At 71.5% G+C, this 17,325-nt stretch carries 20 protein-coding genes; 14 read left to right on the forward strand and 6 right to left on the reverse strand.

The annotated features are described in order from the left end of the window. Positions 1-61 precede the first annotated feature (61 nt). The 6 genes from ACQ143_RS09070 to ACQ143_RS09095 all read left to right on the forward strand — a co-directional run bounded on the left by ACQ143_RS09070 (position 62) and on the right by ACQ143_RS09095 (position 5,516). Positions 62-1,063, forward strand: a complete 1,002-nt coding sequence (locus ACQ143_RS09070; protein ID WP_449570365.1) for an SDR family NAD(P)-dependent oxidoreductase — start codon at positions 62-64, stop codon at positions 1,061-1,063. Between the two features lie 107 nt (positions 1,064-1,170). Continuing rightward, positions 1,171-1,815: an SDR family oxidoreductase gene (locus tag ACQ143_RS09075; protein ID WP_449570366.1), complete on the forward strand. Its 645-nt coding sequence runs from the start codon at positions 1,171-1,173 to the stop codon at positions 1,813-1,815. Positions 1,816-1,857: 42 nt separating this feature from the next. Next, positions 1,858-2,379, forward strand: coding sequence for an N-acetyltransferase family protein (locus ACQ143_RS09080; protein ID WP_449570367.1), 522 nt, complete (start codon positions 1,858-1,860; stop codon positions 2,377-2,379). Positions 2,380-2,417: 38 nt separating this feature from the next. Next, positions 2,418-3,494: a DNA glycosylase AlkZ-like family protein gene (locus ACQ143_RS09085; protein ID WP_449570368.1), complete on the forward strand. Its 1,077-nt coding sequence runs from the start codon at positions 2,418-2,420 to the stop codon at positions 3,492-3,494. A gap of 64 nt (positions 3,495-3,558) precedes the next feature. After that, the gene (locus tag ACQ143_RS09090; RefSeq protein WP_449570369.1) at positions 3,559-4,485 is read left to right on the forward strand and encodes an SDR family oxidoreductase; all 927 of its coding nucleotides are present in this window, start codon (positions 3,559-3,561) and stop codon (positions 4,483-4,485) included. A gap of 50 nt (positions 4,486-4,535) precedes the next feature. Beyond that, entirely contained in the window at positions 4,536-5,516 is a 981-nt protein-coding gene (locus ACQ143_RS09095; protein ID WP_449570370.1) for a squalene cyclase, read from the forward strand. Here ACQ143_RS09095 and msrA read toward each other — a convergent pair. Beyond that, complete coding sequence (gene msrA, locus ACQ143_RS09100; protein ID WP_449570371.1) at positions 5,495-6,034, reverse strand: peptide-methionine (S)-S-oxide reductase MsrA; 540 nt, start codon at positions 6,032-6,034, stop codon at positions 5,495-5,497. The genes ACQ143_RS09095 and msrA overlap by 22 nt on opposite strands. Before the next feature lie 86 nt (positions 6,035-6,120). Here msrA and ACQ143_RS09105 point away from each other — a divergent pair, with 86 nt between their 5' ends. The 4 genes from ACQ143_RS09105 (at position 6,121) to ACQ143_RS09120 (ending at position 8,965) form a co-directional block, all read left to right on the forward strand. Then, positions 6,121-7,254: an NAD(P)-binding domain-containing protein gene (locus tag ACQ143_RS09105; RefSeq protein ID WP_449570372.1), complete on the forward strand. Its 1,134-nt coding sequence runs from the start codon at positions 6,121-6,123 to the stop codon at positions 7,252-7,254. A gap of 102 nt (positions 7,255-7,356) precedes the next feature. Beyond that, entirely contained in the window at positions 7,357-7,683 is a 327-nt protein-coding gene (locus ACQ143_RS09110) for a sugar ABC transporter ATPase (RefSeq protein WP_449570373.1), read from the forward strand. Positions 7,684-7,719: 36 nt separating this feature from the next. Further along, positions 7,720-8,112: a DUF3054 domain-containing protein gene (locus ACQ143_RS09115; protein ID WP_449570374.1), complete on the forward strand. Its 393-nt coding sequence runs from the start codon at positions 7,720-7,722 to the stop codon at positions 8,110-8,112. Between the two features lie 73 nt (positions 8,113-8,185). Next, positions 8,186-8,965 (forward strand): isocitrate lyase/PEP mutase family protein, encoded by a 780-nt coding sequence (locus tag ACQ143_RS09120; protein ID WP_449570375.1) that lies wholly within the window; start codon positions 8,186-8,188, stop codon positions 8,963-8,965. A 28-nt stretch (positions 8,966-8,993) separates the two neighbouring features. Here ACQ143_RS09120 and ACQ143_RS09125 read toward each other — a convergent pair whose 3' ends face one another. Continuing rightward, positions 8,994-10,034, reverse strand: coding sequence for a lactonase family protein (locus tag ACQ143_RS09125; protein ID WP_449570376.1), 1,041 nt, complete (start codon positions 10,032-10,034; stop codon positions 8,994-8,996). A 47-nt stretch (positions 10,035-10,081) separates the two neighbouring features. Further along, on the reverse strand, positions 10,082-10,342 hold the full coding sequence (locus tag ACQ143_RS09130; RefSeq protein ID WP_449570377.1) for a hypothetical protein: 261 nt from the start codon (positions 10,340-10,342) through the stop codon (positions 10,082-10,084). A 120-nt stretch (positions 10,343-10,462) separates the two neighbouring features. On the opposite strand from ACQ143_RS09130, the gene ACQ143_RS09135 reads away from it, so the two are divergent. From ACQ143_RS09135 to ACQ143_RS09150, 4 genes are all read left to right on the forward strand, one after another. Then, the gene (locus tag ACQ143_RS09135) at positions 10,463-10,954 is read left to right on the forward strand and encodes a bifunctional nuclease family protein (protein ID WP_449570378.1); all 492 of its coding nucleotides are present in this window, start codon (positions 10,463-10,465) and stop codon (positions 10,952-10,954) included. Between the two features lie 43 nt (positions 10,955-10,997). Next, positions 10,998-12,278: a M18 family aminopeptidase gene (locus tag ACQ143_RS09140; RefSeq protein WP_449570379.1), complete on the forward strand. Its 1,281-nt coding sequence runs from the start codon at positions 10,998-11,000 to the stop codon at positions 12,276-12,278. A gap of 152 nt (positions 12,279-12,430) precedes the next feature. After that, positions 12,431-13,648 carry an MFS transporter gene (locus ACQ143_RS09145; protein WP_449570380.1) on the forward strand — a complete coding sequence of 406 codons (1,218 nt, stop codon included), beginning with the start codon at positions 12,431-12,433 and terminating at the stop codon, positions 13,646-13,648. A gap of 5 nt (positions 13,649-13,653) precedes the next feature. Further along, positions 13,654-14,382, forward strand: a complete 729-nt coding sequence (locus tag ACQ143_RS09150) for an NUDIX hydrolase (protein WP_449570381.1) — start codon at positions 13,654-13,656, stop codon at positions 14,380-14,382. Positions 14,383-14,386: 4 nt separating this feature from the next. On the opposite strand, the gene ACQ143_RS09155 is transcribed toward ACQ143_RS09150, so the two are convergent. From ACQ143_RS09155 to ACQ143_RS09165, 3 genes are read right to left on the reverse strand one after another with little or no spacing between them, the layout of a single operon-like run. After that, the gene (locus ACQ143_RS09155) at positions 14,387-14,563 is read right to left on the reverse strand and encodes a hypothetical protein (protein ID WP_449570382.1); all 177 of its coding nucleotides are present in this window, start codon (positions 14,561-14,563) and stop codon (positions 14,387-14,389) included. Between the two features lie 55 nt (positions 14,564-14,618). After that, the gene (locus ACQ143_RS09160; RefSeq protein WP_449570383.1) at positions 14,619-14,915 is read right to left on the reverse strand and encodes a DUF503 domain-containing protein; all 297 of its coding nucleotides are present in this window, start codon (positions 14,913-14,915) and stop codon (positions 14,619-14,621) included. A 34-nt stretch (positions 14,916-14,949) separates the two neighbouring features. Continuing rightward, a complete protein-coding gene (locus tag ACQ143_RS09165) occupies positions 14,950-17,238 on the reverse strand; it encodes a glycoside hydrolase family 65 protein (RefSeq protein WP_449570384.1) in 2,289 nt (762 codons plus the stop codon). Between the last annotated feature and the right edge of the window lie 87 nt (positions 17,239-17,325).

The following is a 17,325-nucleotide window of genomic DNA, read 5'->3' on the forward strand; positions in this document are numbered from 1 at the left end:
GCACGGGAACTCAGCCCGGTGCACTTCCGGGCGATCCCCGGCGCAGACGAAAGAGGAACTCATGGCACAGAGGCCGCTCACCGCGCAGAGCACGATCGGAGAATGGCTCGACAGCGATGTCGGCGGCCCGATCATCCTCGAACTGCTGGCGGCCTCGTGCGCGAGCGCGGAGTCGCTCGCCCCGGTCCGCGGACTGCCCTTGCAGCAGATGGTCGCGCTCAGCCAGGGCAAGATGCCCCAGGCGGTCGTCGACGGCCTCGTGCTCAAGGCCAACGGCGGCGTCATGCCCGAAGCCGAGGCCACCGGGTGGGTCGAGAAGATCACCCCCGGTCGCTTCGACGGAAAGACGATCATCGTCACCGGCGCCGCGTCGGGCATCGGCAAGGCGACCGCCTCGCGCATCGCCCGCGAGGGCGGCCGGGTCGTGGCCGTCGACGTGTCGGCCGAGCGCCTCGAGCAGCTGCAGGCAGAGCTCCCGGGCGTGATCACCGTCACCGGCGACATCACCGCACAGGACTCGGTGGATGCCATCGTGGCGGCCGCCGGGGACCGCATCGATGGGCTGGCCAACGTGGCCGGCATCAACGACGACTTCTCCCCGCTCGGTGAGACGAGCGACGCCATGTGGGACCGCGTCCTGGCCGTCAACGTCACCGGCGCCTTCAAGCTCACCCGTGCGGTGCTGCCGGCCATGATCGCCGCCGGTACCGGTTCGGTCGTCAACGTCACCAGCGAGGCCGGACTGCGCGGCAACGCCTCGGGCAACGCATATACGACCAGCAAGCATGCCGTGATCGGCATGACCCGCAGTGCGGCCTTCATGTACGGCCCGGCCGGCATCCGCGTCAACGCCGTCGCCCCCGGCGGGGTGGCCACCGGCATCCCGTTCCCGCCGAACGTGTCCGAGGCAGGGTCGGCGCGACTGCAGCCGTTCCAGTCGGCGATCCCGACGCTGGCGACCGCCGAGCAGCTGGCCGCTTCGATCACGTTCCTGCTGTCGGACGACGGCGTCAACATCAACGGCGCCATCCTCCCCAGCGACGGGGGCTGGTCGGTCCAGTAACCCGCTTGACCCCCCCAGGGGCACCCGGTGTCCCCGCGCCCGGGTGCCCCGTTTTCGTTCCGTTCGCGGGCGTGCGTAGGCTCGGACCACGACCGGAAGGACTCCCCATGGCCCGCATTCTGATCTTCGGAGGACACGGCAAGGTCGCCCTCCAGCTCGCCCCGCTGCTCGTCGAGCGCGGACTGCACGTGACCAGCGTGATCCGCAATCCCGACCACGAAGCCGAGGTCGCCGCGACCGGAGCAGTACCGCTGGTCGCCGATGTCGAGGTCTTCGACACCGAGCAGCTCACCAACCTGGTCAGCGCGAATGACGCGATCGTCTGGTCGGCGGGCGCCGGCGGCGGAAACCCCGAGCGGACCTACGCGGTCGATCGCGATGCCGCCACCCGATCGATGGATGCCGCGGTCACGGCCGAGGTGCGCCGGTACGTCATGGTGTCCTACTTCGGGGCGCGCACCGACCACGGGATAGCCCCCGACGACACGTTCTTCCCCTACGCCGAGGCGAAGGCCGCCGCCGACGAGCACCTGCGCGCCAGCGGCCTGGACTACACGATCCTCGGCCCGAGCCGGCTCACCCCCGACGCGCCGACCGGGCGCATCGACACGACGGCCGACCAGTCCGGCTCCGTCTCGCGCGGCGATGTCGCGGCGGTCATCGACGCGGTGCTGGCCGACCCTTCGACGATCGGCCGGACGATCCGGTTCAACTCCGGCGACGTGCCGATCGCCGAGGCCGTGCGGGGCTGATCCGGTTCTCGGACGGGCGCGGCGCACCTCTAGGCTCGGACCGTGAACACCCGCACCCTGGCCGACGGCGCGATCGTGCGGGCGGCCCGCCCGGGCGACGAGCCCGGCATCCTCGCCCTCATCCATGCGCTCGCCGTGTACGAACGCGAACCGGATGCCGTCCAGAACACGACCGAGACGCTCACCGCGTCGCTGTTCGGCGCCGAGCCGCGCGTGTTCGCACACGTCGTCGAGCGGGACGGGGCGGTGGTCGGCATCGCCATCTGGTTCCTCACGTACTCCACGTGGCTGGGCACCCACGGCATCTGGCTCGAAGACCTCTATGTCGACGAGGCCCAGCGCGGCCGCGGCTACGGCAAGGCGCTCATGATGTCGCTGGCGGAGGTCTGCGTCGAGCGCGGGTACGGCCGGTTCGAGTGGACGGTGCTCGACTGGAACGCGCCCTCGATCGCGTTCTACCGCTCGATCGGCGCCGAGGGCATGGACGAGTGGACCACCCAGCGGCTGACCGGCGAGGCCCTGCGGCAACTGGCCGGCGCTTCGCGTGTCGGTGGGGCTCGCTAGCCTCGTGGCATGCACCGGCTGAGGCGGGATCTCGTGGCATGCATCGGCTGACGCGGGATCAGGCGCGCCGCATCGCCGTGCGCGCCCAGCTGCTCGATGCCGACCGCCCCGGTGACGTCGTCGAGGTCGCCGAGCAGATCGGGCCGATCAAGATCGATCCGACCGCCGTCATCGCGCCGTCCCAGCTGACGGTGCCCTGGACGCGCATCGGCTGGTCGTTCGAGGCCGCGCAGCTGACGAAGGCGGTCGAAGAGGACGGGCTGCTGTTCGAGTACGCCGGTCACTTCTACCCCGGCACGTGGCGTCCGCTGGTGCGTGCCCGCCAGGGGCCCGACCGCCTCTACGGAGCCACGACCGCGTGGCTCGAGGCGAACGCCCGCTTCCGTGCCGATGTGCTCGCCCGGCTGCGCGCCGAGGGGCCGCTGCTGGCGGCGGCGATCGACGACACGAGTCAGGTCGCGGCGAAGGACGCGAACGGGTGGTACGGGTCGAACCAGGTGCCGCGCATGCTCGACGTGCTCGAGCGTCTCGGCGAGGTCGCGGTCGTCGGACGCGTCGGCCGCATGCGCCGGTGGGATCTGGCCGAGCGTGTGCACCCCGCAACGCCGCCGCTGGGCGCCGACGAGGCACAGCGGATGCTGCAGGTCCGTCGACTGCAGGCGGCCGGCATCACCCGGGCCGGCACCGCGTCGGCCGGTGTGGGCACGGCCGGTGAACCCGCCGAGGTCGAGGGCAGCAGCCGCGCGTGGCGCGTGGACCCGGAGGCGATCGCGGCCCTCGACGACGATCCGGGCGGCCGGGTGGCGATCCTCAACCCGTACGACAGCATGCTGGCCGACCGCTCCCGGCTGAGCGAGCTGTTCGAGTTCGACTTCAGATCCGAGCAGTTCACCCCGAAGGCGCAGCGCGTCTACGGCTACTTCGCGCACCCCATCCTCATCAGCGACCGGTTCGTCGGACAGCTCGACGCCGCGCTGGACAAGAAGAGAGAGACACTCGTGGTCGCCGCGATCCACGAGATGATCCCGTTCGACGACGACGAGCGCGAGATGGTGCACGCCGAGATCCGTGACCTCGGGGAATGGCTCGGCGTGGAGGTCGCCGGGCTGGGGTGAACCCGGGCGCGTGCTGGCCTTCGTCACACGCTGCGGCTAGATTCGGCGTACCGGAGGAGGGTCGATGACGACGGTCCCGCGTCGGCAGGCCGACACCGCACTGCCCGACCTGCGGGGACGGACGGCACTGGTGACCGGTGCCAGCGACGGGGTCGGCCTCGAGATCGCCCGGGCCCTGGCCGCGGCCGGCGGTGAGGTGCTGCTGCCCGTGCGGGACCGGACAAAGGGCGACCGGGCCGTCGCCCGCATCCGCAGCACCGTGCCCGACGCCCGCCTGTCCCTGCTCGATCTCGACCTCGCCCGGCTGGAGACGGTGTCCGCGCTGACCGCGCAGCTGCGCCGTGAAGGCGGGCCGATCGACCTGCTCGTGCTGAACGCCGGCATGATCGGACTCGGTGAGCGCGAACGACACATCACCGGCGACGGGTTCGAGCTGCACTTCCAGACGAACTACCTCGGGCACGTCGCGCTCACCCTCGGGCTGCTTCCGCTGCTGTCCGCCGGACACGCGCGGGTCGTCGTCCAGACCAGCCTGGCGGCCCGCTTCGCCCGTTTCGACGAGCGCGACCCGCAGATCGAGCGGCGCTACAGCGCGCTGCGTGCCTACGGCTCGTCGAAGGTCGCACTCGGCCTGTTCGCCACCGAACTGGCCCGCCGCGAGATCGCCCGGCAGTGGGGGCTGACGGTCCACCTCGCGCACCCCGGCGTCGCCCCGAGCACCGGGATCGCGCCGCACGTGCGTGCGCGTCGCGACGGCGGCGTGCTGTCCCGCGTCGTGCGACGCGTGGGCAACACCCCCGCGCAGGCCGCGCAGCCGGCGCTGCTGGCGGCGATCAGCACGCAGGTGCCGCCCACCTTGTTCGCGCCTTCGGGGTTCGGGCAGCTCGCGGGCCCGCCGCGCCCGGTGCCGCTCTATCGGTCGTTCCGGGACTGGCGCCGGGCCGCCCGATTGTGGGACTGGACCCGGTCGCTGTTGCCCGACCCGGACTGAGAGGATGCCGGGGCTGTGCCGTGTCGGTGGGCCGGAGTACCGTGCCGCGCATGAGTGACAACGACGTCCGAGACTGGCTGCTCGACTCCGATCCGACCCTGCGCTGGCAGGTGCAGCGTGATCTGGTGGGCGAGCACGAAGAGGTGTGGCGCGCCACCCGCGCCCGCATGGCGACCGAGGGGAACGGGGCGCGGCTGCTCGCGTACCAGGACCCCGACGGACAGTGGGCCGGCGGCGCCTACTTTCCGGCCGACGACTTCCAGAACGAGCCCGGTCAGCCGTGGACGGCGACGACCTGGACGCTCACGACGCTGCGCGAATGGGGGCTCGACGCGGCGGCGCTGGCCGGCACCGCGGAGAAGCTCGCCGCCAACAGCCGCTGGGAGTACGAGGACCTGCCCTACTGGGACGGTGAGGTCGACGTGGGCATCAACGGCATGACGCTCGCCAACGGGGCGTGGCTGGGCGCCGACGTGTCGAAGATCGCCGCGTGGTTCCCGCCGCACCAGCTCGAGGACGGCGGGTGGAACTGCGAGTGGGAGACGGGGTCGACGCGGTCGTCGTTCCACTCGACCCTCAACGCGCTGCGTGACCTGCTCGCATACGAGAAGATGACCGGCGGCACCGACGAACTGCGCGCGGCACGCCACCGCGCCGAGGAGTATCTGCTCGAGCGCCGGCTGCGCTATCGCCTGTCAACCGGTGAACAGGTGGGCCCGTGGACCGACGGCATCATGTACCCCTACCGCTGGCGGTTCACTGCGCTGAAGGCGATCGACTACTTCACCGAGGCGGCCGCGCACGACGGCACGGTGCCCGACGCGCGTATCGGCGAAGCCGTCGAGCGGGTGCGTGCCGCGCGGGGCGACGACGGGCGCTGGATGCAGACGCACAAGGCCGCCGGCCGGGTGTGGTTCCCGCTGGACGTCGAACCGGGTCAGCCGTCGAAGTGGCTCACCTTCCTCGCGATGCGCGCGCTGAACCGCTGGGACGCGGCGCGTGCGTCAGGTCAGGCGGTTTCGGCGCGCTGAGGCAGCACCCATCCCGCGCGCGGGAAGTGGCAGGTGTAGCCGTTGGGGTACTTGATCAGGTAATCCTGGTGCTCGGGCTCGGCCTCCCAGAACGGGCCGGCGGGCTCGATCGTGGTGACGGCCTTGCCCGGCCACAGGCCCGAGGCGTCGACGTCGGCGATCGTGTCGCGCGCGATGCGCTCCTGCTCGGGGGTGAGCGGGAAGATCGCCGAGCGATAGCTCGTGCCGATGTCGTTGCCCTGCCGGTTCAGGGTGGACGGGTCGTGGATCTGGAAGAAGAACGCGAGGATGTCCCGATACGTCGTCTGGGACGGGTCGAACACGATCTCCACCGCTTCGGCGTGGCCGGGGTGGTTGCGGTAGGTCGCGTGCGCGTTCTCGCCTCCCGTGTAGCCGACGCGAGTGGACAGGACGCCGGGCTGCCGGCGGATGAGGTCCTCCATGCCCCAGAAGCAGCCGCCGGCCAACACGGCGGTCTCGGTGCCCGGGGTCTGGGTGATGGTTCCGGTGTCCGTCATGGTGTACTCCTGAAACTGTCGGCGGTGGTGCTCCCACGCTAATACTCCGACGGAATGGTGCGGCCCGATCCGACGTTGTTCACAGCGTGAACCCGTCTGCCCGCTCCGTCGACGTGGTCGTCATCGGCGCCGGGCAGGCCGGGCTCTCCGCCGCATATCACCTGCGCCGACGCGGCTTCACCCCGGCATCGGTCGCCGACGACCCGGCATCGGTCGCCGACCACGCGGCACGCAGCTTCGTCGTCCTCGACGGCGAGACCGCACCCGGGGGCGCGTGGCAGCACCGCTGGCGGTCGCTGAAGATGGCGACCGTCAACGGGATCCACGAGCTGCCCGGGTATCCCGTCCCACCGGCCGACCCCGCGGCCGCGGCCCGCGATGTGCTGCCGGCGTACTTCGGCGAGTACGAGCAGCGGTTCGATCTGCGCGTCGAGCGGCCGGTCGAGGTGCGCGCCGTCCGCCGCGAAGACGACGACCCCGACGGGCGTCTTCTCGTCGAGACGGATCGCGGCACCTGGCGCACCCGCTTCGTGATCAATGCGACCGGCACCTGGACCAAGCCGTTCTGGCCGCGCTATCCGGGGCAGGAGCGGTTCCGCGGCCGGCAGTTGCACGTGGCCGATTACGTCTCGGCCGATGAGTTCGCCGGCCAGCGGGTCATCATCGTGGGCGCCGGGGTCTCCGGTGTGCAGCTGCTCGACGAGATCTCGCACGTCGCCGACACCGTCTGGATGACGCGCCGCGAACCCGAGTGGATCGACGACGACTTCGACATCCCGGCCCGCGTCGCGGCCATCGCCGGTGTCGACGAGCGCGTGCGGCAGGGCCTGCCGCCGGGCAGCGTCATCTCGGTGACCGGCATGCACTGGACGCCGTGGGCGCGCGCGGCCCAGGCGCGCGGCGTGCTCGTGCGCCACCCGATGTTCACGTCGATCGACGAACACGGGGTGTGGATGCCGGACGGCACCTTCGTGCGCGCCGACGTCATCCTGTGGGCGACCGGGTTCCGTGCCGCGCTCGAGCATCTGGCCCCGTTGCGGCTGCGGGTGCCCGGCGGCGGCATCCGGGTGGCGGACTCGCGGGCCATCGACGAGCGGCGGGTGTTCCTCGTCGGCTACGGACCGTCGGCCTCCACGGTGGGTGCCAACCGCGCCGGTCGGGCGGCCGTGGCCGCCATCGTCCGTGACCTCGACGCGTCGGCGGCCGCGCGCGTCGCGTGACCGGTACCCGGCCCCGGCCGTGCGCGTCGCATATCGGTACCCGGCGCCGGCCGTGAACGCAAGGGGGTCGTCGGATCGGGCCGGTTCGCCGAGCCTGTCGTCATGACGAACGACAACCTTCCGCAGCCCGGCGAGCCGGACCCCGGCATCCAGCCCCTGCAGGGGCGCGACACGACCATCGAGCCCGATCCGAACCGCGACCCGGCACAGGCCGAGTGGGACCGCACCACCGCGGCGGACGACGGCGTCGACCTCGACGTCGAGACCGCGACCGGCGCCGATCCCGCCGAGATTCCCGCCGCCGCCGACGATGTCCCCGCCGCTGACCGGCACGCCGATGCGGCGCAGCCCGAGACACAGGGCGCGGAGCCGATCGCTGCCGAGCTCGGTGAGGACGGCGAGGGCGACCTCGCGCCGGAAGACCTGTAATCGTTCGAGGCCGGAGCCACCGGCGAGAATGGACACATGACCCCGCGTGCGACCCCGGCATCCATTCTCGGCTCTTTCGTGCTCGATGCGGTGCTGGTGACGGCGTTCGCGGCGACGGGCCGCGCGAGCCACGACTCCGAGGTGCTGAGCGGGTTGTGGGGCACGGCGTGGCCGTTCCTGGCCGCGCTCGTGGTCGGCTGGCTCGTCACCCTCGCGTGGCGTGCGCCGTCGGCACCGGTGCGGACGGGGCTCGGCGTATGGGCGGTGACCCTCGTCGGCGGGATGCTGCTGCGCGCGCTGTCGGGGCAGGGCACGGCGCTGCCGTTCATCATCGTCGCGACCATCGTGCTGGGTGCGACCATCGTGGGGTGGCGGCTGATCGTGCTCGCGGTGCGGCGCGGCCGCGCCCGGACCGGCATTCGGGGCTGACCCGCCGCTCGCGACTGACACGCAGCGTCACGGTGCCGCCCCGGCAGGCCTCGGCCGTCGATACGGTGGGACCATGACTACTCAGGCTCAGCGTGCCCAGACCTTGTCCGCTCTCCACGCCGCCCCCGAGATCCTCCGCGTGGTCAACGTGTGGGATGTCGTGTCGGCGAAGACGATCCTCGCGCTGCCCGAGACGAAGGCCATCGCCACGGCCGGCCACTCGATCGCGGCGACGTTCGGGTACGCCGACGGTGAGAACATCCCGCTCGACCTCGTGCTGGACATGGTCGGCCGCATCGTCGAGGTCGCCGGCGACGTGCCGGTCACCGCCGACCTGGATGCCGGGTTCGGCAACCCCGGCGAGACCGTGCGCCGGGCCATCGGCGTGGGTGCCGTGGGTGCGAACGTCGAAGACCGGCTGAAGCCGCTCGACGAGGCGGTCGCCGCCGTCGAAGCCATCGTGCGCGCCGGCGAGAGCGAAGGCGTGCCGTTCGCGCTCAACGCCCGCACCGACGCGTTCGTGCGGGCCGGCGGCCGCCCGGTCGAGGAGTCGATCGCCGACGCCGTCGAGCGCGGCCGCGCCTTCCTGGCCGCCGGAGCCGACGTCGTCTTCGTGCCCGGCGTGCTGAACGCCGACGTCACCCGGCAGCTGGTCGAGGGCATCGGCGAGCGCAAGGTCAGCGTCATCGGCCTGCCCGGTGCGCTCACGGCCGCCGAGTACGAGGCGCTCGGAGTCGCGCGCATCTCGTACGGACCGACCACGCAGCGCGTGGCGTTGACGGCGCTGCAGGATGTCGCCGCGAGCCTGTACGCCGACGGGGTGATCCCCGAGAGCACCCGCGCGCTGAACTGACGATCAGACCGCGCGAACTCGCGCGCGATCAGACGAAGCGCACCCAGTTGGCGCCGCGACCGGTCTCGGCCTGCTGCCGCAGCTCGAGCCGGTCGCCGTCGACGGCGTAGAGCGAGACGGTCGTCGACCGCTCGCCCGCCGCGATCAGCCAGGCGCCGTCGGGGCTCAGTGCGAAACCGCGCGGCTGCGGCTCGGTGACCGTGAAGTGCTCGGGTGCGGCGAGGGTGCCGTCCGCGGCGACGGCGAGCGCGCCCAGGGTGCTCTCGGTGCGCTCGGACGCCCACAGGTGTCGCCCACCGGCGCCGAGGTGCAGGTCCGCACCCCAGATGAAGTGGTTGGCCATCGGGTCGGCGCCGAACTCGCTGTGCCCGAGACCCTTCGACGGGTCGTGTGCGAGGGCCGAGCCGACGGGGGTGAGGGTTCCCGCCGCGGTGTCGCGGGCGAAGTGCAGCACCTCGCCGGAGAACTCGGTCAGCACGTAGACGGCGTCCTGCGCCGGGTTGAGGACGAGGTGGCGAGGGCCGCTGCCGGCCGGTGCGGCGACCGTCTCGGGGGTCAGCGCCGCCAGGTGCATGTCCGCGTCGAGTGCGTACTGCGCGATCACGTCGGCGCCCAGCGAGACGAAGTACGCGAAGCGGCCGTCGGCGCTGGGCAGCACCGAGTGCAGGTTCGGGAACTCGATGGTCGACACCGGCTCGCCGATCACGCCGTCGGCCACGCGGGCCGTGATGCCGTACCCGCCTCCGTACGACGCGCCAAGAAGGCCGGTCCCGTCGCGGGTGAGGGCGAGGTAATTCATGCCGCCTCGATCCAGGTCCCGCCGACGCAGCGGTGTCAGTCGGCCGGAGGCGCGGTCGATGGCAAGGGTCAGGATGCCGGCGGGCTCACCGTCGGCGGCCCCCTTCACCGCAGCGTGCACCAGGTCGCGCGCGGCGTCGATCGCGAAGTTTGAGCACCCGGTCACGCCGTCGGTCACGGCGAGGCGGTCGAGCCGCCCACCGGTGAGCCGGAAGGTGCTGATGCTGCCGTCACCGGCATTGGCCACGAGGACGAGAGTCGAGTCGGTCACCCCTCGATCGTAGGTCGCCGGCATAGACGGTGTCGCGGCCGTTCGCGCTATGACTGCGTGGGCGGAACAGGCGGCGGGCGGTAACCCTGCGGCGGCACGCCGGGCGCGCTGGCCCCGTAGCCGCCGGGACCCCCGTATCCGCGGCTCGCGCGCTCGGCGTCGGCGAGCAGGATGCCGTTCTTCACCGCCGTGCGCATGATGAGGTATCCGATCCACAGGCACAGTGCGAGCACGCCGAGATAGATCGCCAGCATCAGCACGAAGAATCCGACGCCGATCCCCGCAGCCCAGCCGAAGTCGTTGTTCATGGTGTCCTCCCGAGGCGGCTCCGTCGCCGCCGACAGTCCCGACCCTACCGACGGGCCGCTGCCGGCACAGCGCGGCATGCCTACGATGGAGGCATCCGCCGGTATCGGAGGGAGGACCCCATGGTCCAGGTCCGCGTGGCCGGTGTCGCACTCGACGCCGCCGGACAGCACGTCATCCTGCTCAAGCCACTCGACGCGCTGCCGGGGGAGGGTCTCATCGTTCCGATCTGGATCGGCGCGCAGGAGGCCGCGTCGATCCTCATCGCGGTCGAGGGGGCGATCACGCCGCGGCCGCTCGCCCACGACCTGATGGTCGCGCTGCTGGAGAGCCTGGCGGCATCCGTGGCCAAGGTCGAGGTGACCCGCATCGACGACGGCACGTTCTACGCCGAGATCACCCTGGCCACCGCCTCCGGCACCCGGGTCGTCGACGCCCGCCCCTCCGATGCGATCGCCCTGGCCTCGCGGGCGGCCGCCCCGATCTGGGTCGCCGACGCCGTGTTCGCCGACGCGGGCGTGCCGGACGTCGTGCCGCCGGAAGACGCCGAGGAGAACCTTGCCGAGTTCAAGGACTTCCTCGACCACGTCGATCCGGACGACTTCCGGGAGTGATCCGGGCGCGAACTACGATCGAAGGGTCCCCTGGAGGTTCTTCGTGCCCGCTGATGCCCTGACCCACGCCGGCGATCTCGCCGACTTCGTCGCCGCCTCTCCCTCGAGCTACCACGCGGTGGCCGAGGTCGCCCGCCGGCTCGTCGACGCCGGTTTCACCGGCCTGTCCGAGGCGGAGGCCTGGCCGGCCCAGCCCGGCGGCCGGTTCTTCGTCGTGCGGGACGGCGCGGTGCTGGCCTGGGTGGTCCCCGGCGGCGCGACGGCGGACACCGGCATCCACATCTTCGGGGCGCACAGCGACTCGCCGGGCTTCAAGCTCAAGCCGCAGCCGACCACAGGGTCGCTGGGGTGGCTGCAGGCCGGCGTCGAGGTCTACGGCGGCCCGCTGCTGAACTCGTGGCTCGACCGCGAGCTGACCCTGGCCGGCCGGCTCGTGCTCGACGACGGCACGACCGTGCTCGCCGACTCCGGTGCGCTGCTGCGGCTGCCGCAGCTGGCGATCCACCTCGACCGCGGGGTCAACGACGGCCTCGCCCTCCACAAGCAGGCGCAGACCCAGCCGGTGTGGGGTCTGGGCGACGCCGCGTCCGAAGACCTGCTGGCCGAGCTCGCCCAGCGCGCGGGCGTCGACGCGGCGCGCATCCGCGGGTACGACCTGGTGACCGCCGACGCCGCCCGCGGCGCGGTGTTCGGCAAGGGCGACGCGTTCTTCGCCGCCGGTCGGCTCGACGACCTCGCCTCCGTGCATGCCGGGCTGGTGGCCCTGACCGGTGTCGCGGACGGCTTCGACGGTGAGCGCATCGCGATGCTCGCCGTGTTCGACCACGAGGAGATCGGGTCGGGCACCCGCTCGGGGGCGGCCGGACCGTTCCTGGCCGACGTGCTCGAGCGCATCCAGCTCGGCCTCGGTGCCAACCGCGAGCAGCAGCTGCGGGCGCTGGCCGACTCGTGGTGCGTGTCGAGCGACGTCGGGCACTCGGTGCACCCGAACTACGCCGACAAGCACGATCCGGTGGTGCGTCCCGTGCTCGGCTCGGGCCCGATCCTGAAGATCAACGCCAATCAGCGCTACGCGACCGACGCGGTGGGCGCGGCCGCCTGGCACGGCTGGTGCGGGGATGCCGGCGTGCACAGTCAGGAGTTCGTCTCGAACAACTCGATCCCGTGCGGCTCGACCATCGGCCCGATCACTGCGACGCGGCTGGGCATCCGCACGGTCGACGTCGGCATCCCGATCCTGTCGATGCACTCCGCACGCGAGCTCGCCGGCGTGAGCGACCTGTTCGACCTGGCGCGCGTCGCCGAGGTGTTCTTCACGCGCTGACCGGCACCCTTGGCCGCCGTCCCCGGGTGGCGTCCAGGCGCGCTGGGTACGATGGGTGGTTGCGCGCATCGGCCGATGCGTCGCACGAGTGCAACTACCTGCTTCCGGGGCAAGGCGGCACGTGAGAACGAGCTGACTGCTCCGGAGGTCATATGGCTCAGGCGCCCGCACCGCGCACCCTCATCCAGCACACCGGATGGGGCTACTATCCGATCGCGTTCATCGCCCGGCTGCCGTTCGCCATGATGGTGGTCGGCGTGCTGACCTTCGTGGTCTCTGCCACCGGTTCGGTGAGCCTGGGCGGTCTCACCTCGGCGGCCGTCGGCGTCGGCGTCGTGCTCGCCGGCCCCGTGATCGGCATCGCCGTCGACCGGTACGGGCAGCGCGCCGTGCTCGTGCCGGTGGGGCTGGCCAACGGCGTGCTGCTGGCGGTGTTCCCGCTGGTGGTGCTGGGCGGATGGGCCGATGCGCTGATCCTGGTCGCCGGCCTTCTCATCGGTCTGTCCGCGCCGCAGTCGGCGGCCATGTCGCGCAGCCGCCTGATGGCCATCGTGCGGGAGAAGATCGCCGTCATGCGGCAGCCGGGCACGATGTCGCGCATCATGTCGTACGAGTCCGCGGCCGACGAGACGGCGTTCGTCATCGGTCCCTTCCTGGTCGGCATCTTCGCGGCATGGATCTCGCCCTGGGCGCCGATCGCCATCGCCGCCGGACTCAGCTTCGTCTTCGTCACCGCCTTCGCCCTGCATCCGACCGGTCGCGTCACCGGTGCCGGGAGCCGCGCCCACCAGGAGCGTGCCCCGCTGCGCGACGTGTTCCGCGGCCGGGTGCTGATCCTCGTGGCCGCAGCGTTCGGCGTCGGCCTGTTCTTCGGAACGACGCTCACCTCGCTCACCGCCTACGCCAAGGCCGCCGGCGACGAGGCGCAGGCCGGCATCCTCTACGGGCTCATGGGCATCGGCTCGGCCGTCCTGGCGCTGGCGGTCGTGCTGCTGCCGGACAGATTCGCGCTGCGCTGGCGGTGGCTCGTGTTCGCGGCGGTGCTGCTGACCGCGGCGGCCGGGTACACGGCATCCACCGATCTGGGCATGGTCACGGTGATGCTGCTGGTGATGGGACTCGGCGTCGGGCCCACGCTGGTGACGCTGTTCAGCCTGGCGGGCGACCGGGCCCCGCTCGGCCGCGAGGCCACGACGATGACCCTGGCGACGTCGGCGCTGACCCTGGCCCAGGCGCTCGCATCGGCGGTGACGGGGGCCGTCGCCGATGAGGTGTCGGTCGCCGCGGCCATGACCCTGCCGGCGGTGGCGGCCGCGTTCGTGCTCGTGTGCGGCGTCGGCAACGCGTGGCTGGCGCGCCGCGTAGCCTGAAGCGTATGTCTGCCGTTTCGACCGACCGCACCGCCGCCGACGCCCGCGCCCAGCTGGCTGCACTGGCCGCGGCGGCCGAGGACTCCGGCGGCATGGCGGCGTGGACGGGGCTGCCTCCGGCGCGCGAGACCCGCCCGGCCGCCGTGCTGATCCTGTTCGGCGTGCTCGACGGCGTGCCGGCCGACCGCGACGGGTCGGTGGTGTCGCGGGATCTCGACGTGCTGCTGCTGGCCCGTGCGACGACGCTGCGTTCGCACCCCGGCCAGGTCGCCTTCCCGGGCGGGCGGGTGGATGCGTCCGATCCTGACCCCGTCGCGGCGGCTCTGCGTGAAGCGGTGGAGGAGACCGGTCTCGACCCGGACGGTGTCGAGGTGCTCGGCACGCTCGGCGATGTGTCGCTCGCGTTCTCGCGGCATCAGGTGACGCCCGTGCTGGCTTGGTGGCGCCGGCCGTCACCGGTCGGCGTGGTCGATGTCGCCGAATCGTCGGATGTGTTCCGGGCGCCCGTGGCCGACCTGCTCGATCCGGCCCATCGCGGCGTCACCGTGCTGCGGCGCGGCGACCAGGTGTACCGCGGACCCGCGTTCGTCGTGGGCCGGCACCTGGTGTGGGGGTTCACGGCGATGCTGTTGGACGCCCTCTTCGACCAGTTGGGCTGGACCGAGCCGTGGGACCGGAACCGCGAGGTGCCGCTGGCCGTGCCCGGTGCGGACGCCGGCGATCACGGACGCTGAGTCGCTACTGGTCGCACTCGCAGATCAGGTTGTAGGAGACCACCTGGTCGCCCTCCTCCGGACAGGCCCACGCCTCCGCCTCGGCGCGGCTGGCGAACTTCCGGCCCGCGAGGCGCCCATTGGCCATCAGGACGCTGAACTCGATCTCCTCGCGCGGGTCGGTCCACGTGGTGCTGCTCATCCGGACCTCCCGCCTCCAGTGTAGGTCGGGCCGCGCCGGGCGTCACCGATTCGTGTCAGTCGTCGCTGGAGTGCACGCCGCGGCGCGTGGACAGCAGGGTGACTTCGGGGTGCTCCTCGGCGATGAGCCGCTCGGCACGGTCGAGCACGTCGCGCACGTGGACGGCCTCGGATGCCACGACCGAGATGCCGATCGCGGTGCGCCGGTGCAGGTCGTGGGCGCCGACTTCGGCGGCGGCGACCTCGGTTCGGCGGCTCAGCTCAGCCAGCAGCGGGCGCAGCACGCTGCGTTTCTGCTTGAGCGAGTGCACGTCGCCCAGCAGGACGTCGAATTCGATCCATCCGATCCACATCGGAACGAGTCTGGCACGTGGGTGGCACTCGCGGTCAGCGACGCGGCAATGCGACGGTCGTGGCCGCGTCGACGTGCACGGACTCGCCGTGTACGTCGATCGTGAGCGGCTCACCCTCGCGCAGGGTGAACACGAGCTCGTCGGCGGTGACCCGCACCGCCAGCACGCGGCCGCGGAAGCCGATGGTGAACGAGAACGCGTCCCACCCGTCGGGGCAGAACGGCCGGAACGACAGCCGCTCGTCACGGACCCGCATGCCGGCGAACCCCTGCACGATCGACAGCCACGCGCCGCTCATCGACGTGATGTGCAGGCCGTCCTCGGTGTCGTTGTTGTAGTTGTCGAGGTCGAGCCGCGCGGTGCGCCGGTACAGTTCGATGGCTTTCTCCGGTCGGCCGATCGCCGCGGCCAGCACCGAGTGGATCGACGCGGACAGCGACGACTCATGCACCGTCATCGGCTCGTAGAAGTCGAAGTTGCGGCGCAGGTCGTCGGCGTCGAAGTCGTCCTCGAACAGGTACATGCCCTGCAGCACGTCGGCCTGCTTGATGAAGCACGATCGCAGGATGCGGTCCCACGACCAGTTCTGGTTGATGGGCCGCTGGTCGGCCGGCAGCGCCGACGCCGGCATGAGGTCTTTGTCGAGGAACGTGTCGTGCTGCACGTGGATGCCGAGATCCGCATCTTCGGGCAGATACATGCCCTCGGCGATCTCACGCCACCGGGTGCGCTCGTCGCCGGTCACGCCGAGTTCGCCCGCGCGTGCCGGCACGGTGTCGAGGGTCTGGCCCGTGTAGCGCAGCACCCACGCGGCGAGATAGTTCGTGTACCAGTTGTTGCTGACGTTGTTCTCGTACTCGTTGGGCCCGGTGACCCCGTGCAGCATGTACTGCCCGCGCCGCGCGGAGAAGTGCACGCGATCGGCCCAGAACCGGCTGATCTCGACGAGCACCTCCAGTCCCGGGCCCTCGAGATACGTCCGGTCGCCGGTGTAGCGCGTGTAGTCGTGGATGGCGTGCGCGATCGCGCCGTTGCGGTGGATCTCCTCGAACGTGATCTCCCACTCGTTGTGGCATTCGACCCCCGTGAACGTCACCATGGGGAACAGCGCGCCCGCGAGGTGCTGCTGCCGGGCGTTGTGCTGCGCCTGCGGCAGCTGGTCATGCCGGTACTGCAGCAGAGCGCGGGTCACGTCGGGCGAGGCGACCGCCAGGTACAGCGGCACGAGGTAGGCCTCCGTGTCCCAGTAGGTGGCTCCGCCGTACTTCTCGCCGGTGAAGCCCTTGGGGCCGATATTGAGCCGCTCGTCTTCGCCGTAGTACGTCGAGAACAGCTGGAACAGGTTGAACTGGATGCCCTGCTGCGCCTCGTCGTCACCCTCGATGACCACTTCGGCGCGTGCCCAGCGCTGCGCCCACAGGGCGGCGTGGGCGGCGTGCTCGGCGTCGAAGTCGCGCGCCTCCGTCAGCAGCCGCGCGGCTGCTCTCGCGTGCTGATCCTCAGCGACGTCGCGGGTGGTGACCACGGCGGTGGTCTTGGCCAGCACGGCGGTGTGGCCGGGCGAGAGAATGCCGGAGTATGCGGTGCCGACCTGCCACGGCACATCGACGAGTCCCACACGATCGAGGCCCGCTGCCGTCGAGGTCATGGCCGCGGTGACGGTGAATCGCGGGGTGCCGAACGGATTCGGCGCCGTGCGCAGCGAGAGCACCTGCGGGCCGGGCGCCGCGTCGGCCGAGCCCGCGTCGCGCGCGGCCTCCTCCCAGAACCGCTCGCCGTAATTCGCGTCGAGGTTGTGCACGTCGCCGTCGAGGCGCGGTGTCAGCGTGATCTCGGGGGAGCCGGCCAGGGCGGTCACCCGCACGCGCTGCAGGCACAGTTCGCGGGTCGCGATCGAGAGGAAGCGCTCGAACTCGATGCGCACGCGTGTCTCACCCACCCGATAGGTGAACGAGCGGGTCAGCAGGCCGTCGCGCAGATCGAGGCGGATCGCGATGTCATCCGCGCCCGCGCCGAACAGGTCGACGCGCTCGCCGTCGATGGTCACATCGATCGCGATCAGGTTGGTCGCGTTGATGACCTTGCCGAAGTACTCGGGGTAGCCGTTCTTCCACCAGCCCACACGGGTCTTGTCCGGAAACCAGACACCGGCGATGTAGGTGCCCTGATGGGTGTCGCCGCCGTAGCCCTCTTCGAAGTTGCCACGCATGCCCATGTGGCCGTTGCCGGTCGAGGTCATCGCCTCGATCAGTCGCACGTCGGCGTCCGCCAGCCCGGTCGTCGCGATCGCATACGGCTCGACCGTGAACACCCGCTCGCTCATGGTGGACATCCTCCCTCGACGGCACGCCGGATCACCGGATTCACCGGAAACGTATCCGGGCAGAGACGTTACCCCCGATCCGCACGC

The organism is Microbacterium pollutisoli (genome assembly GCF_053586795.1).